Origin of the sequence: Streptomyces solicavernae, assembly GCF_029968095.1 — a bacterium.
GTDB classification, from domain to species: domain Bacteria; phylum Actinomycetota; class Actinomycetes; order Streptomycetales; family Streptomycetaceae; genus Streptomyces; species Streptomyces solicavernae.
Genome location: NZ_JASCIR010000023.1, coordinates 73,793 through 90,623 on the forward strand (window position 1 = coordinate 73,793; position 16,831 = coordinate 90,623).

Sequence of the window (16,831 nt, forward strand, 5' to 3'; positions counted from 1 at the left end):
GGCAGCTGTGTTCAGCCCAGCCACGCCTTCTTGAGGCGAGCCTCGAAGACCGCGTGCGCGGCACGCATCTCGCCTTCACGGTCGGCCTTGTGGAAGGGGGCGACGTAAGGCTCGGGCGGCTCGGCGCGCTCCTTCTTCTCGTAGGCGAGGAAGTCCTCGTAGTGCTGTTTGGTCTGGCCGTGGCCGTACGTGTTGTGGTTGCGGGCGATCTTGCGGCCGTTGACGTCGAACCAGGTCTCGGATTCGTAGTCGGCGAGGATCGCGTAACGGGCCTTGTAGACAGCGACCAGCTCGTCGGCACTCATCCCGAGCCACACCGCCACCAACGCATCGATCTCGACGAGCGCGGCCCGGCGCTCGCGCTCCGTACGCAACGGAGTGCCGTGATCCCAGGCCGACTTGAGGTGCCCGGCGAGCGGCGCAAGGTCCGGCCACTCGACCGCCCAGTCCTCGTAGCCCGGCCACGTCATGTCGTACAGCTCCGCCCAGAGAGGGGCGTAGGCCTCCGTGAGGCAGTTTAGGCGGAGGGTGCGCAGGAGGAGGGGGGCGGCGAGGGGGTGGGCGGGGTCGGCGTAGGGCATTTTGCGGGCTTCGGCGACGCGGAGGTCCGAGCGCCCTGTGATGCGCAGCAAGTAGTCGATCGGCAGGGACGCCCACAGGCCGACGTTGAGTGCAGTGGCCCGGTTGTCGTCCAGGGCCGCCGAGTTCACGGCGTCTACGTGCGCCGGTCCCGGCGGGATCAGCGCGGCGAACAGGCTCCGCTCCGAATCGAACGGGATCATGCGACGCCAAGCCAACCGGTAGAACTCGGTGTACGGCCTGAACCACCACAGCCGTGTCCGCAACAGCTCCCGCTGCTCATCCTCGGAGAGCTCCAACTCCTCATCCTTCAGGACCTGTTCACGCTGCTCCCACTCATCAGGGCTCGGCTCCCACTCGGCCTTCAGGCGGGAACGGTCCAGCCAGCGGTCCTGCACTCCCCGGAACCGTTCGGGCCCGCAGTCGCGGACGTAATTGGTGACCGGCACGGCGTCGACGGGCAGGGCGGTGAGGTCCCAGCTCGACCAGTCACGGTTGGTGCGGCAGGGGATGTTGGGCTGCTTGTTGAACGGCAGGGCCACGCCCAGGTGCGGCCCTTGGAGAATGACGTCGCCGAGCGACTTGACTGATTGTGTGTCCCAGCGGTAGAGCCCCAGCTTCTTCGTCGCCAGGTTCTCGAACATGCCGATGGTGATCCGGGGCTCATGCCCCCCAAGCCGGTCCCCCACCCCCGCCAGTGCCTCGACGGCCCCCTGCTCCTGCGTGGTCACCGGGTACAGCAACGCCGCCTGCCCCTCCGGGACCTCCGTGTTGCCGGACAGCCGGTGCCACTGCCCCAGCAGATTCCCGTCCACCTCGACGAGCCGCGCCTGGTGCGGCCGTACATCCCACTTGCCGTCGGACTTGATGCCGGGCAGCTCCCCCTTTCCGTCGTGGTCGAAGGAGTCCCGCAGGGTCGACGGGTCGAACAGCCAGCTCAGGTGGGTGAATCGGGGCTCCTGGGCCTCGCCGTAGATCTGCACTCCGAACTCGGTGTTGGCGTGGATCTCGCCGAAGACGCCCCGGCGGTTGGAGAAGTGGCCGTGCGTCCGCAGGTGCCGGTACGCAGCACCACGCAGCCTGCCTTCCTTCACGCCGCTGAAGTGGGTGTCCGGGTGGACCAGTCCGGCCACACCACCCCCACCGAAATGCCGCCACACCTGGCACATGAACCCCCGGTACAGATCCGGCCGCGTCCCCGCGATCAGCGGATACGTGGTCCGGTCGCTGAGGAACCCCGACGTGCCGACGATCGTGGCGAGTTCCCCGAGGTACGCCTGGCGCCGGGCCGGCACGTCCAGAGCCGCGTCCTTCTGCTCCCGCCACCGCTCCGCCGCAGGCTTGTCCGCCAGCTTGAACCACGGGTCGAACTCGGCCAGGACGAGCCCCTCGTCCCAGTCCGGCCGCACCCAGGGCGGATTCCCCACCTGCAGATCGAACCCACCGGACGCGCCCCGGAACACATGCGCGAAGTGCAGCTCCCAGTGGAAGAAGCCGTGCCCCTCCTCGGGCCTTATGTCCTTCTCCGTCGACCCGGCGATGTCCTCGACCGTGTGCAGCCACGGGAACTTGGGCCGAACGGCGAAGCCGTGGTCCATGCCGAGGACGACGTGCAGGTCGCGCTCGTAGTCCTCCAGGACGGGCAGCGCCTCGTCGACGTCGAGGTCGTCCAGGCCCGCGAGGAACGACGTGTCCGGGTCGCGGTCGCCGAGCAGGGACTCCAGGAAGTCCAGCCAGTCGGTGAGGTCGTTCAGCGGGATGACGCCACGGGCGCGCCCCGTCGGCTCCTTCGCCCGGCCCCGGCCGCCCTTGCCCTGCCCCGGCCCCTCCGCCTGCTCCTGCTCCTCTCCGCCACCGGAGGCGGCCCCAGCGGCCCCTGAATCCGCACCGGAATCCGCACCGGAACCAGAATCGGAACCGGAATCGGCGGCCTCCTCGAACTCGCCCTGCTCTCCGCCGAGTCCGGCGAACAGCCCGTCCGCCTGCCACGCCTGGTCCCCGGGCGCGGGCCCGGTCGGCTCCGGCGCCGCGGGGACGGACGGAGCCGCCGTACGGGAAGCGACGGCCCGCGCCACATCCGCCTCGGTGACGACGCCGCCGCCTCCCGCGTAGTCCACGCTCGTGCCGTCCAGTTCGGCAACCTTGTCCAGGGGCCAGAACCACAGCGCGCACCAGGCGTCCATGACGGTCTTCAGGCGCCAGTACGGGGTGCCGAGTCCGGTGAGGTCGTCGAGGATCTTCCTCTTGTCCGTCGCCTCGGGGGCCGCCTTCAGCCAGTCCGCACCCCAGACGTCGATGTGCCGGGACACCTTGCGCTCGGAGAGTTCCAGGCGTTTGGCGACCAGGTTCCACAGGAACTCGGCCCGGCGGGCCAGCCGTTGCAGACGCCACAGCTCGCTCTTCCCGGCCCGGTTGACCCACTGCGCGTACCGGGCGCGGTGCTCCTTGCCGGTCTCCGGGCGCCAGGTCACCTCGCCGGTGTGCCGGTCGGTGACCTTCTTCTTCCCCTGCTCCTTGAACGGGTTCGGGCCCTTGGGTGCCTTCTGGATGCCGCGACGCCACGCCTTCATCGCCTTGGCCTCGGCCGCGGCGAGCTTCTTCGCCTCGCTCTCGCCCGCGACCGCTCCCCATCCGAGGGCGGGGAGGAGAAACTGGTGAACCGCCCCTTCGGGCAACTCGCCGTCACGGAGGGGGAGTTCACGCGGAGCCTGCGGAGCCTTCTTCGCCAGCCAGCCGCCCTCCTCCAGGGCGTCGCCCGCGTACACCTTGCGCCCCGCCCCGATCAGCGAGTTGCCGCGCCGCAGGTGCAGTCCGAACCAGGGAGCGCGCATGCCGGTGTGCATGGAGTTGAGCCAGAGCGAGACCTCGGCCAGCTCGACCGCGGTGGCGTTGAGGTCGACTCCGTACGCGTTGTGCAGGGCGATGTGCGCCTTGGCCTTCTGGAGTTCGAGCCGGCGCCGCTCCGGGTCGATCCGGCGGCCCAGCTCCCTTTCCCTGCGGCGCAGATACTCGGCGGCCACCTGGTCGACGGCCTCGTTCAGGAACGCCCCGGAGCCGAGCGCCGGCTCGCAGATCTTCCACTCCAGAAGCTCACGGGCCAGTGTCGTCCCGCCGTTCTGGTCGAGGCGGTGGCGCAGGGCCAGTTCGACGGTGACCTCGGTGAGGGACTTGGGCGTGTAGTAGGAGGCGGAGGTCTGCCGGTCGCGGCCCGCGAGGCGGTACACGAACGTACCCTCGGGGTGGACGACGCGCTGGGGCTTGCCGGTCTCCTCGTGCGGGCGCACGACGAAGGCCTCGTCCGGGCAGTCCTTGATCCTCCCACCCGGGATCAGCCAGCTGCCGCCCGACGGATCGCCGCCCTTGGCGACCTCGTACAGGTCCTCCTCGGCGATGAAGCCCGTGTAGGACATCAACCCCTCGTAGACCGCGCCGAGTTGGTTGATGCCGAGCTGCGCGTACGAGATGAAGCCGCCGCGCTCGCGCCCCTTGCCGCGGGTGAGCATCAGGCGGCGGAGCACCTTGTGCAGGGTGGCGTTGCGCAGCCGGGTGTCGAGGTACGGCTTCGAGTCCGGGTCACAGGCGTCGTACGCCGGGTTCTCGATCCGGTCGTCGGAGATGAGCTGGACGGCGTCCGTGGCGAAGAGCTCGGAGCGCAGCGGCTCGAACCGCAGCCCCGCGCCCTCGCTGCGCTCGGCGGCCCTGCGGGCCCGGTCGGCCTCGCGGAGCCGGTCGTCGTGCTCGGCGCGGGTGATGGCGCTCGCGGCGAGCAGGTCGGCGGCGTCGCGCTCGGCTTCGGCGGCGGCCCGGCGGGCCTCCTCGGCGCGGACGTCCTCGGGTTCGGTGCCGTACTCGCGGTGCCCCTTCTCGACCTTGCGGAAGAGCAGGTCCAGGGACTCGTACAGGTGGTACCCGCTCCGGGAGCGCTCCGAGACCAGGTCGCGTACGACGAGGTCGCCCAGGCGCTGCAGGCCGTAGCCCCGCTCGTACTCGGGATGGCCGGCGGGCAGGATGCCGAGCGCGGGCTGGGCCTCCGCGTACAGGAGGAACAGGATGCGGTAGAGGTAGCGCAGCGACTCGCGAGTCAGCTGCTTGGCCAGGCGGGCCGGGTCGTCCAGGTCGCGCGGCCGTACGCCCTGGGTGCGCAGCCGGGCCAGGACCTCGTCGGCGATCCACTCGACGGACAGGCGCAGCCCCTCGCGCAGCTCGGTGGAGACGCCGACGGCGTGCTTGCCGGACTTGTCGACGAAGCCCGCCAGTGGTGCCGTACCGCCGTCCGCCGGAACGCGCAGCGAGTCCGCGCCGAACAGCGCGGCGACCGTGTCGAGTTCGCCGCCGTTGCGGGGGTCGCGGCGCGTCAGGGCGGCGTCCAGGCACACCGCGAGGTAGCGGCCCTCGTGCCAGGCCATGCGGTCGGCGAGGATCAGGACGCCGCCGACGAGGAGCAGGACGTAGCGGGGCGGCTCGTCGCACTCGAAGAGGAAGTCGCAGAGGGCCTTGGCGTCGGTGAGGCGCGCGGACGCCTCCAGGTCGACCGGGTGCAGCAGACGCCCGGCCCCGTCCGGGTCGAGGGCGGCGTCCGGCTTCGCGGTCCAGCCGCAGGAGACCGCGTACAACCCCGGCTCCGCGTGCGCGAGTTGCACCGTGTACTCGTGTCCGGACCGGTGGACGGTGACCTGCTGCTCGTGCGCCTCGGAGTAGCCGAGGGCGCGGAGGGTGGCGAGGTGCAGCCCGGCCACCCGCTTCGGCCAGTCCGCGGGGACCGGGGCGTCCGGCTCGGCGAGGGCGGCGGCATCGCGCTCGAAGTCGGCGCGGGCGGCGAAGTAGGGGCCGTGCAGCGCGCGCAGGCCCTCGCGCGGGGTGCGGGCGCGCGGCGGCACGGTGGTCTGCGGGTCGCCCTGGCGTCCGGCGTCCGCCACCGCCCTGTTGTGACGGCGGCGTTCCTCCTCCTCGGTGGCGGCCCAGCGGGCGAGGAGACCCTCCTTGGCCTTGAGATCCTTCGGCAGGACCTCGGCCAGATAGTGGCCCGAGAGATAGTCGCCCTGGTTGACGAGCGATTCGTACGTCACGTCACATCTCCGCCGGGTCGTCGTGATCGGTGCCTTCGGTGGCAGCGTTGCCTTCGGTGGCGGCGTTGCCTTCGGTGCCTTCGGTGGCGGCGGCGCCTTCGGGGGCGGGGTTGCCTTCGGGGGCGGGGTTGCCTTCGGTGGCGGCGGGCCGGTCGAGGACGGCGAGCACCCGCAGCAGCGGCAGGCCGGAGGTCGTCAACTGGTCGAGGAGATCGGTGAGTTCGTCCGCGGTGTCCTCGATCTGCCGTTCGCGGCGGCCGGTCGCAGCCGACTCGCCGAGCCGCGGGAGCGTGTCCTGACGCCAGCGTTCGACCCGCCTGCGGTACGCGGCGAGCGGTTCGCTGATCTCGTCCTCCCACTCGCCCCTGGACTTCTCCAGGTGGTCGCGGGCCGCATCGACGGCGGCGGGCACCAGCGCCTGGAGTCCGTCGAGGTCCCGGGGGCCGCCGGTGCGGGCGAGGCGCGGCCCGACCCGGGCCCGGTCGAGCGCCTCGGCCATCGGGCCGACCCGCGGAGTGCCGGGCAGTCCGGTGACGGCCATCCAGCGGACCACGGTGGGCCGGCCGAGCGCGTTGGAGTAGATCCCCTGGACGAGGAAGACCGGCTCGTCGACGTGGGGGGAGCTGATGACCGGCGCCTCCTGCCGGCCGAACCGGACCAGCGCCTTGTCGGTGAGCCACTCCACCACGGGATGGATGTCGGTGAGGTAGGAGACGTCCGGCCACATGGTGTTCGTGGACTCGCGGGCCTCGGTGAGCTTGCGCAGCGCGAGCGCGCGGTCGAAGGTCACCAGCATCCTTTCGGCCACGCCCTTCTCCTTCAGGTAGGCGGGCGGCAGGGCCTTGAGCCGGTGCAGCAGGTCGGGCGCCTTGGCCGGGGACAGGCCGAGGAGCAGCCGGCCGTCGGAGTCCGTCTCCCGGGTCAGTCCGACGGCCGACGCGGCCTGGTCCTCGTACAGCTCGGCGAGCGCGGTGTCGACGAAGGCAGCGGTGGCCGCGGCGGGATCCTGCGCCGCCGCGCCGTCGCCGGTGAACAGCGAGACCGTCTCGGCACGCGGCGGCAGCTCCTGCTCCGTGATGGTGTCGACCTGGCCGAACAGGTCGGCGAGGATCTCACCGCCCTCGTCGCCGTCCGCGGCGGGCGCCGACGCCAGGAAGTCCTCGACCGTGCCGCCCTCCACCAGTTCGCGGATCAGCCTGCGCTCCTCCTCGTCGGCGCGGTAGTAGCCGGTCTCCGCCTCGGCCGTGCCGTTCAGCTTGTGCGCCTCCTCCTCGCGCTGGAGGAGCTTCTCCGCGACCGTGCGGTCATCCTTCGCGCCGGGGTGCACGGAGGTCAGGATCATGGCCCGGAACTGCGGCTCGTGCTGCTGCCCGTACCGGTCGATGCGCCCGTTGCGCTGCTCGATGCGGATCAGTGACCACGGGATGTCGAAGTGGATCAGGTGGTGGCACTGCCGGTGCAGGTTGACGCCTTCGGAGGCGACATCGCCGGTGAACAGCAGGCGCACCGCGTTGTCGGCGAGCCCGAACTCCTCCAGCACCTTCTGCTGTTCGTCGTCGCTCAGGCCGCCGTGCATGACGCGTACGGCCTTGGCGGCGCCGTCGTCGGCCACGGGGAAGCCGAGCCGGGCCGGCACGACTTCGGCGAGCCACTTCAGCGTACGGACGCGCTCGGAGAAGACCACGACCCGCGTGGCCGACCGCGGGCCCACCCCGATGTCCTGCAACTGCTCGACGAGCGCGTCGAGTTTCGCCGTGTCCCCCGGTGCGGTGCCGTCGCCCATGGCGTCGGTGAGCTCCCGCAGGCGGTCGAGCGCCGCCCGCTCGGGGCCGATGGCCGGGTCGGGCACCTGCCCTGCCGCGCGCGCCTCGCGCTCCCTCTTGTCGAGCGCCTTCACCCGGTTTCCGACCGTTTCGGCCAGGGCCCTGTGGGAGGAGAGGAAGGACTTGAGCAGGTTGAAGGCGAAGAGCCGGTCGCTGCCGGCCATCGCCCTCTGCCGGTCGGCGGTGCCGAACTCCGTGCTGCCGGACGGAGCGCCCAGCCAGTGCTCGGTCAACTCGGCGAAGATCCGCTCCTCGGCCGGGTTGGCGGGGCAGTGCAGCGAGCGGGTGGGGCCTCGGTCGGCCCATTCGGTGCCCATCTCGTTGCGTACTTCGGGACTGATCTTCGTACGCCGGAGGTAGAGGTGGCCGAGGTCGCGCACCGGGTCGTACTGCTCCGGGTCGGAGATCGCAGCGGGGTCGAGCAGCGAGACCAGGTCGGCGAACGACCGCTTGTCCCCGTTGTGCGGGGTCGCACTGGCGAGGAGCAGAGCATCGGTGCGCGGGGCGAGGATCTCGGCGAGGGCCCGGCGCTGGCTGCCGGGGTTGATCAGGTTGTGCGACTCGTCGATGACCACCGCGTCCCAGCGGATCCGCTCCAGGTGGTGCCGGTACTGCCCGATGTTCTTCAGCGTGTCCACGGAGATGATGACGCGCTTGTAGTGCGTGAACGGATTGCGGCCGGCCGGGATCTCCCGCCGGATGCGCTGGATCCCGAGCGAGTCGAGCCGTACGAGCGGAAGGGCGAAGCGCGTCCACAGCTCGTGCTGGAACTGTTCGAGCACGCTCTGCGGCGTCACCACGAGAATCCGCTCGCCCCGGCCGCGCCGGATCAGCTCGGCCAGGGTGAGCCCGATCTCCAGCGTCTTGCCCAGACCCACGACATCGGCGATGAGAATGCGCGGGCGCAGGTTCTCCTTCGCCAGCGCGAGCTCGGCCGGCCGCTGCTGGTAGGCGAGCGGGTCGAGCAGAAAGCGGTCCGCGAGCGCCAGGCCCCGCTCCGACTGCGGCAGCGGGGTCTTGCGCAGCACGGCTTCCAGGAACAGCCGCCCCCGGCGGAAGTAGGAGGAGGTGTCCGGGACCAGCCGGGTCTGCGCGGGATCGACGAGCTCAACGTCGTCGAGGCCGGAGAAGAAGACCGCCTCTTCGTCGCGGACGAACTCCGAGACGCCGACCGCTTCGATCCGCGCGCCGTCCTTCCCCGGCGGGGTGGCGTTCTTGACCAGCCACTCCTCATCGCGTACGAGGATCTGGGCGCCCGGCGGGTATCGGTTCTCGCCCTGTTCTGCCACCCGTCCTACCTCCGTCGTGAACGCCGGGAATGCCTGCGCTTGCCTACGAATGCCTGCCAACGCGGGGATCAAGTTTTCCACGCGGTCGATGGCGCCTGATCCCCGCACCTGATCCCCGCACCTGATACGCGCAACGTCGCTCAGCGGCGCGGCAGGAAGGGCGCCTCACGTGCGTACGCGGCACGCAGGCACTCGGCGATCTGCAACGGCGCGCTCGAACGAGTCTTCGGCGCCCCAGGAGCCGACGGCCGGGAGCGGTCTCCGTCCACCGCCGGGCCATCCGCAGGGCCGGGGAGTTCCGCGCCTGTGCCCTCCCGGTCATCGGGCTCGGGCTCGGGCTCGGGCTCGGGCTCGGGCTCGGGCTCGGGCTCGGGCTCGGGCTGCGCGGGGACCGCGTCGTCCTCCCTCGCGGCCACGTCCACCAACGTCGGTGTATAGCCGGTCCAACCGGGAGACGCCTGCAGGGGCACGGTCTGCGGCGCGGGCGGTCGGGTGTGCGGCAGGGAGATGTGGCCGGTCAGCTGCCGCTTGGCCTGAGCCGGTGTCAGGCCACAGCCACGGACGACGTCGACCAGGCCGGCTGTGACCCGGTCCAACGTCGGCCGCTCAGCGGCATCGTGGGCCAGCATCGGCACGATGACCGCTTCGAGCGGGGACGGAAGACCGCTGAGGTCCGGCGGGGTGTGCGGGTCCTCGATCTGCAGGGCGACCGCCTGCCAGTTGGGACCCGTGTACGGGTAGTGGCCGGTGGCGGCGTACAGCAGCGACGCCCCCAGCGCGTACACGTCGGCGGCACGGTCGAGCTTGCGCTCGCCCCGCGCCTGCTCAGGCGGCATGCACAGCACGGAGCCGACGACCACCCCTGTCGCGGTCAGCGCGGAACGCCGCTCGGCGAGCACCGCGAGACCGAAGTCGATCACCTTCGGCCCGTACGGCGAGAGGAGAATGTTCTGCGGCTTGAGGTCGCGGTGCAACAGTCCCGCCTCGTGCACGGTGCCGAGCCCCTCGGCGAGCAGCGCTCCGAGACTGGCCGTCTCCGCCGGTGCGAGCGGACCCCGGTCACTGACGAACGTCCGCAGATCAGGCCCGTCCACATACTCCACGGCGAGCCACGGCCGGTCCGCCGAGGCATCGGCCGCGATGAACGCGGCCACGAACGGCCCGTACACCGTCTTCGAGCTGTCGACCTCCTGCAGGAACCGCTTCCGGGCGTCTTCGTCGATCACCGACGGCCGGATCACCTTCACGGCGACCTGCTGCCCCGCCAACGACTCGGCGAGGTAGACCTGCCCCATACCGCCCGCACCGATCCGCCCGATCAGGGTGTACGCCCCGATGGTCTGCGGATCGTCGTCCCTCAGTGGCTCCACGACTGCCCGGCCTCCCCCGCCTGTGCGTCTTCTCTCTGCCCGGACGGCCTCAGCGCTCTGCTCGGCCCCCACGGCGCAGTTCTGTGCAGCCTATGCGGTCGGCGACCCAGCACGACAGCTCCCGCCTCGCCGGCTGCCGGCGCCGACGAGTGGACTCGCCTGCAACCCGCCCCTCACAACGGCCAGGCCGTGAGCAAATCGCCGGGGCCGTAGGCGGCGTCGAGCCCCGGGCAGTCGACTCCGCTCCGCGAGACCGCCACGACCGGAACGGGTTCGTCGGTGAGAGCGGCCCGGTGTCGGTGGAGGGCTGCCAGGTCGTGCCGGTCGAAGGGGGACTGCTCCTGCCACTTGATGGAGCCGACGAATGTTCGCAAGCAGCTCCAGCGCTCGGCCGACACCAGCAGCGCCGAGACCGGATCACTCAGCGCCTCGCCGAGGAAGTCCCACAGCCCTGCGCCGCGCGGCCACTCCGCGCAGATCAGCGGCAGCCCGCCGGTGACCACCGGCCTCCACGCATGACACTAACAATGATGTTAGTAACGTAGATGTCAGTGGTGCGCCATGGCTCTCCCGGCTCCAAAGCCCCAGCCGGACGTGGTCACCGGGGCGGGCGGATCTCCCGCTTGAGGATCTTCCCGGTCTGTCCCTTGGGCAGGGTGATGACGTGGCCGTCGAAGCGCAAGGCGGGCCGGGCCGGATGGCGACGGGCCGTCTCCGACAGGTTCTGCGCGATGTTGGGCATGGGTCCTCCGTAAGTACTGCGGCTCGCCTACAGGTGATCTTCAAGTGACGAGGCGGAATGGGGCGTTCAGACGGTCCATGTGGAACGGCCGCCGAAGTAGGCGGAGACCACGCGGTGCGCTTCTCCTGGAAGGAGAGCTCGGGGTGGGCGTGCAGGTCCTCGTACAGCTCCCGCAAGCCGGGCAGCAGTGCGGGCAGGCCGGCGAGCAGCGGGTGTTCGGTCGACGTCATGTCAGGTCCTTTTCGTACGCAGGAGAATCGGCGAGGGCTCCGGCCTTGATGTGCGCATCGGCCGTGGCGAGCAGGGCAGCGGTGTCCTGCGGGGTGAACCAGGCCATCACCGCGGCGATCGCCGCCCCCAGGGCGAGGAAGGCGAAGGCGACCTGGAAGGAGAAGGCGTCGGCGAGGACGCCCATGACGGTGGGCGCGACGATGCCCGAGAGCTGGCCGCCGAACAGCACGACTCCGCTGGCCACGCCGATCTGCTGGGCCGACAGGCTGCGCACCGGGACGGCGAGGATGGGCATGTAGCTCGACACGGCGAAGACCGCGGCGGTGGCGAGGACGATGAACACCGCCAGGCCGTCCGCGTAGGCCATGGCGGGCTCGAGGCAAGCCTCGCCGACCGTCTGCCCCATCTGGCCGTCGAGGACCGGACCATCATCCTCCACACCCCCAAGCGCATGGGCTGGCTCCTTGACCCCCTCGGCCGCGCCATCGGACACATCCCCCTCGCGCTGCCTGCCGACAGGCCCTGACAGGTCAGGCTCCTGTACGCCTCCTGCCCCTCGCCGAGGAACTCCCGGGCGCCACGGAGCCTGGTGGTCAGGCGATGCTTGGGCAGCGCGGCTGTCGAGCCGCACGTCGAGCGGCCCAACGCCCCTTGCCCTGCCTCGGCCCGTCAGGCTTCCGGCGTCCGCGCCTTCGGCCAGTCCAGGCCGCGCAGCCTGGCGTCCAGGCCGCCGTCGCAGTACATCAACGTACCGACGCAGTACCCGGATTTGGCGGACAGCAGGAAGAGCACGAGCTCCGCGACCTCGTCCGGGCAGCCCGCCCGGCCCGCCGGGATGGACTTGAGGAACGCCTCGACACCGGCCGCGGTCCGCGGATCCTTCTGGGCCGCCTGCGTCATCGGCGTGTCGATGAACCCCGGCGCGATCGCGTTGAGGCGGATACCGTCGGCGATGTAGTCGGCGGCGCGGGTGCGCGTGTAGTAGGCGATGGCCGCCTTCGTCGCCGGGTACGTGAGGACGCCGCCTTCGTCCGTCAGCGAGTCGGCGAGGGCGCGTGCCGCTTCCTCGCCGCCGGCCAGGCATGCCTCTGCCAGCTTCGGGTTCCAGCCGGGTTGCGTGGTGACGGAGTTGGACGACGCGAGCACCACGGAGGACTCCCCCGCGGCGGCCAGCGTCGGGCGCAGTTGCTCCAACAGCCCGATGGCACCGAAGTAGTTGACGGAGACCAGCAGGCTCGCGGGCCGGCCGGCGCCGCCGGAGACACCGGCGAACGGCACGAAGCCGTCGAGCCGCCCGTCGGCGAGGCGGGTGACCTCGACCGCCGCGGCTGCCCGGCCCTGCGGGGTGCCGAGGTCGGCGTCCACGTCGGTGCCGCGCAGATCGACACCGATGACGCGGTGTCCTTGGTCGGTGAGCCGGGCAGCGATCGAGGCGCCCATGCCCGAGGCGGCTCCGGTGACTGCGATGGTTCCCATGAGGGTTGCTCCTGGTGGTTTCGGGTGGGCTATTGGGTGTTGGCTGTTCGGTGTGGGCTGTTCGGTGTTGGCTGTTCGGTGTGGGCTGTTCGGTTGCTATTTGGTGTTGGCGTACTCGGGTCTCAGCGGCCGGTGGTCCGACGATCAGGCCGATCAGGCCGATCAGCGGAGTTTCACGGACCCGCCGTCGGCCATGACGGTCTGCCCGGTCATGTACTGGGCGTCGTCACTGGCGAGGAAGCCGACGATGGGGGCGACATCCCGGTCCGGGTCACCGAAGCGGCCCAGCGGCACCGACGCCGCGGACTGGGCGTACTGCTCGGGGCGGGCGTCGGCCCAGGCGGCGACGCCCGCGGTCAGGGCCATCGGGCAGACCACGTTGACCCGGATGTTGAACGTCGCCCACTCGTTGGCGGCGACCCGGCTCAGGCCGCGGATGGCCTCCTTCGCCGCCGCGTAGGACGCCTGGTTCGGCTGGCCGTTGAGGCCCGCGCCGGATCCGAAGTTGACGATGCTGGCGTTGCCGGTCTTCTTCAGCTCCGGCAGGGCGGCGAGCATGAAGTTGCGGGTGGCGTACAGGCCGGTGTCCATCGCGAGGTTCCAGTCGTCGTCGGTCTGCTCCTCGAACGGCTTCTGTCGCGACACGCTCGCGTTGTTCACCAGTACGTCCAGGGAGCCGAAGCGGTCGACGGCGGTGGCGACCGCGGTGTCGGCGACCGTCCGGTCGGAGACGTCGCCGGGCAGGAAGACCACGGCGTCGCCCAGTTCCTTCTCGATCGCCTGCCCGGCCTCCTCCTGGAGGTCGACGACGACGACCCGGGCGCCGCGTGCGACGAACAGCCTGGTGATGGCGCCGCCGATACCGGACGCGCCGCCGGTGACGATGGCCGACTTGCCCTGCAGAGTGCGTGAGGTCATGACGAGTTTTCCTTTCGTGTGTGCTTGCGTCGCAGGCGGTCCACCCGAGTGACGGGAGGGGTTCGTGGGACTCTGCGACGGGGTCCGGCACCTGCGCTCCGAAGGCGCGGTGGTCAGCGAGGGGTGCCGGTGGCCTGGGCGGGGGTGGCGTTCTGCGGGGCCGCGGCGCGGCGGACCCGGGGAATGAGGAAGGTGAAACCGATACCGACGACTGCTGCGAGCATCGCCACGACGTAGGTCATGCGGAAGCCGTGCTCGGTGGGGACGGAGACCGGGCCGAGCTGCACGGTCATGTTGGCGAGCATCGCGGCCATGACCGCGCTGGACGACGACGTGCCGACCGAACGCATCAGGGAGTTGATGCCGTTGGCGGACGCGGTCTCGGTCACGGGGACGGCACCCATGATCAGGGCCGGGCTCGCGGCGTAGGCGATGCCCACACCGGCGCTGACGATCATCGACATGACGATGATCTGCCAGACCTCCGCCATGAGCCCAAGCCCGATTCCGTAGCCGACACCGATCACGCAGAGGCCGGTCAGCAGCGTCGTACGGGCGCCGTGCCGGGCGGTGATCCGGGCGGACAGCGGCGCGAACGCCATCATGACGAGGCCGCTCGGCGCCAGGGCCAGACCGGCCGCGAGCACGGACTGACCGAGGCCGTACCCGGTCGCGGACGGCGACTGGAGCAGCTGCGGCAGCACCAGCGACGTCGCGTACATGGCGAAGCCGACCATGAGCGAGGCCAGGTTGGTGAAGAGCACGGGACGGCGTGCGGCGACGCGCAGGTCGACCAGCGGCTGGGCGACGCGCAGCTCGTACGCCCCCCAGACCAGCAGGATCACGACGCCGCCCGCGAACAGGCCAAGGATGGAGGCGCTCGTCCAGCCCCAGCTGCCGCCCTTGGTGGCGGCCAGGAGCAGACACACCAGACCCACGGCGAGACCGCTTGCGCCGAGGATGTCGAACCGTCCCGGAGACTGGTTCGGGGACTCCTGCAACAGGACCACGACGAGCGCGAGGCAGATGACCCCGAGTACGGCGGCGACCCAGAACAGCACGTGCCAGTCGGCGTACTGGACGATGGCGGCCGAGGCGGGCAGACCGACGGCACCGCCGACACCGAGAGCGGCGCTGACCAGCGCGATGGAACCACCGACACGTTCGGCGGGCAGCACGTCGCGCAGGAAGCTGATGCCGACCGGGATGACACCGGTGGCCAGGCCCTGCAGTGCCCGACCCGTGATCACCAAAAGCAGGCTGTCGGACACGGCGCACAGCACGGAACCGACGACCACCAGGACCAGGCTCGCGATGATGACCCTGCGCTTGCCGTACATGTCGCCGAGACGCCCGGCGATCGGGGTGACCACGGCCGCGGCGAGAAGCGTGGCGGTCACCGCCCAGGAGGCGTTGGAGGCGTCCGTATCCAACAGCTGAGGCAGCTTCGGGATGATCGGCACGATGAACGTCTGCATGAGCGAGATCACGACACAGCTCAGGGTGATCACGGCGGTGACCGCCCCTGCCCCGGCGGTGCGGACGGTACTGGTTGACACGAGGCACTTCCTTGCAAGGTGCAGGCCCACGCATGCGGGCCGGAATGTACGGTGCGCTGAGCGCGCACGCCGTCAGCGGCTGTCCGGCTCCGCCTTCGCACGTCCGCTGCATCGCTCGAACGACGCGCCGGAGCAAAGGTCCGCCCTGACGCCGGAGCAGCGTCGGTCCGCTCTGCGCCACTGGGCACTGCGGCGGGAGAACTCTCAGCAGGCGAAGACCACGGTACGATGTGCATGTTACATACACAAGGTACCGCAACGATTCAGGCGACAAGCAGCGGAAGGAACACGTGCACACATGACGGAGCCGAGCGAACAGGAACGCCGCCTGGGCGACCTGGAACGCGAACTGACCCTGATGTCACGGCATTTCATCGCCTCGCGTGGCCCACGTATCGGACAGAGCCTCGACCGATCGGCGTATGTGCTGCTCACCCGGCTGGAAACGGGGAAGCCGCTCACGCTGAAGGAGCTGGCGCACACGTTCCAGGCCGACGTGTCGACCATAAACCGGCAGGTGGGCGCCATGCTCAAGCATGGCCTCGTCGAACGCCTGGAAGCCGCCACCAAGGGAGGTGCCCGCACGTTCCGCCCCACCCCTCTGGGCCTGGAGCGGCTGGAAGCGGACCGGGCCATCAGCCGGGCGGGGGCCGCTCGGCTGATCGAGGCGGCGGGGTGGGGTGAAGAACGTACCCAGCAGTTCCTCACGTTGATGATCGAGTTCAACCATGGCATCGAGCAGCTTGAGGGACTTGCCTGGGCCGGCACGGGCCGGGCGCCCGGCCCGTCATCCACGGACTGAGCGGGCGGCCTCGGAGCCGCCCGGCTGTCTTCCTGCCCCACCCGCACAGTCCCGGAGTCGCCAACTCGCAGGACGCCCGGGTGGGTTCGGATGTGCTACCGCGCGGCCTCGGTTTCCGCACGTCGGGGTCGCCGTGGCCGGGGAGGGCGGTGACGGCCGTCGGTCAGCCGACAGAGCAGGGGATTCGTATCGCGACGGCCCGGCAACGAGGGCGGCGCTGAAGAGCGACCCGAACAGCCCAGCGTCGGCGTCGCTGGGCGGACGCCGGCGAAGCGCCGCCGAGGCCCGCAGCGCCGAGAGCGCCGGCGCCGGTGGCCAGGACGGTGCGGCGGCGGAGGGTGGGCAACTGCCCCGGAGAGCGTGCCGGATCGTCGGGGGAACGGACGTCGTGAGCGTGCGACATGCCTTCATGGTGGTCGCGTGCGCCGGCCGCGCGGAATGGAGTTGGCCACCCGCACGGCCACCCGGAAGACGGGAGGGCCCGCACGGGGGACAACCCCATCGACAACCCGGACCGAGAACGGAAACGTCACCCGGCCTCGTTCAGCTCCGGCTCCACTCCTCGCGCCCGCCCCGAGGGTCTCAGTCCTGGTTGCCGGGGATGCGGGTGCAGCAGGTCAGGGCGGCGGCGTTGTCCGCGGCCAGCGAGCGGGCCAGTACCACAAGGTCCGCGACGCGCGGGTCGCCGACGGAGTAGCGCAGCTTCTTGCCGTCCCGGCGGGCGGTGACGTAGCCGCAGTCGACGAGGCAGGACAGATGGACCGAGACCCGGGGCTGGGAGATGCCCGCGTGTTCGACGCACTCGGCGGAGGTGCGCTCGCCGCGCAGGATGAAATCCAGCAGCTTCAGCCGGGTCGGGTCCGCGAGGGCGCGGAAGAACTTCGCGACCGTGTCCAGATGGGTGCACGCCACCTCATCGGTAGCCGCCGGCAGGGTCGCGGCGGGGGCGTCAAGGCGCTGGGGCATACGTACGGCC

10 protein-coding genes and 1 pseudogene are annotated in these 16,831 nt (G+C 70.8%); 1 reads left to right on the plus strand and 10 read right to left on the minus strand.

What is annotated here, in order from left to right; translation table 11 throughout:
- Positions 1–11: 11 nt before the first annotated feature.
- The 9 genes and pseudogenes from QIS99_RS23380 to QIS99_RS23420 form a co-directional block, all read right to left on the minus strand.
- Positions 12–5,645, minus strand: coding sequence for a DNA methyltransferase (locus QIS99_RS23380; RefSeq protein WP_282515573.1), 5,634 nt, complete (start codon positions 5,643–5,645; stop codon positions 12–14).
- 1 nt (position 5,646) lies between these two features.
- Positions 5,647–8,757: a helicase-related protein gene (locus tag QIS99_RS23385; protein WP_282515574.1), complete on the minus strand. Its 3,111-nt coding sequence runs from the start codon at positions 8,755–8,757 to the stop codon at positions 5,647–5,649.
- A 140-nt stretch (positions 8,758–8,897) separates the two neighbouring features.
- Complete coding sequence (locus QIS99_RS23390; protein ID WP_282515575.1) at positions 8,898–10,127, minus strand: serine/threonine-protein kinase; 1,230 nt, start codon at positions 10,125–10,127, stop codon at positions 8,898–8,900.
- A gap of 173 nt (positions 10,128–10,300) precedes the next feature.
- Positions 10,301–10,630: pseudogene (locus QIS99_RS23395) on the minus strand (hypothetical protein); the annotation flags it as partial.
- Between the two features lie 95 nt (positions 10,631–10,725).
- A complete protein-coding gene (locus tag QIS99_RS23400; RefSeq protein WP_282515577.1) occupies positions 10,726–10,869 on the minus strand; it encodes a hypothetical protein in 144 nt (47 codons plus the stop codon).
- 226 nt (positions 10,870–11,095) lie between these two features.
- Positions 11,096–11,539 carry an MFS transporter gene (locus QIS99_RS23405; protein WP_282515578.1) on the minus strand — a complete coding sequence of 148 codons (444 nt, stop codon included), beginning with the start codon at positions 11,537–11,539 and terminating at the stop codon, positions 11,096–11,098.
- Positions 11,540–11,769: 230 nt separating this feature from the next.
- Entirely contained in the window at positions 11,770–12,576 is an 807-nt protein-coding gene (locus QIS99_RS23410) for an SDR family oxidoreductase (RefSeq protein ID WP_282515579.1), read from the minus strand.
- Positions 12,577–12,738: 162 nt separating this feature from the next.
- Positions 12,739–13,494, minus strand: a complete 756-nt coding sequence (locus QIS99_RS23415) for an SDR family NAD(P)-dependent oxidoreductase (protein WP_282515580.1) — start codon at positions 13,492–13,494, stop codon at positions 12,739–12,741.
- Positions 13,495–13,607: 113 nt separating this feature from the next.
- The gene (locus QIS99_RS23420; protein WP_282515581.1) at positions 13,608–15,053 is read right to left on the minus strand and encodes an MFS transporter; all 1,446 of its coding nucleotides are present in this window, start codon (positions 15,051–15,053) and stop codon (positions 13,608–13,610) included.
- A 298-nt stretch (positions 15,054–15,351) separates the two neighbouring features.
- Between QIS99_RS23420 and QIS99_RS23425 the strand changes: the two genes are divergently transcribed.
- Entirely contained in the window at positions 15,352–15,855 is a 504-nt protein-coding gene (locus tag QIS99_RS23425) for a MarR family winged helix-turn-helix transcriptional regulator (RefSeq protein WP_282515582.1), read from the plus strand.
- A 582-nt stretch (positions 15,856–16,437) separates the two neighbouring features.
- Here QIS99_RS23425 and QIS99_RS23430 read toward each other — a convergent pair.
- Complete coding sequence (locus QIS99_RS23430) at positions 16,438–16,821, minus strand: ArsR/SmtB family transcription factor (protein WP_282515583.1); 384 nt, start codon at positions 16,819–16,821, stop codon at positions 16,438–16,440.
- Between the last annotated feature and the right edge of the window lie 10 nt (positions 16,822–16,831).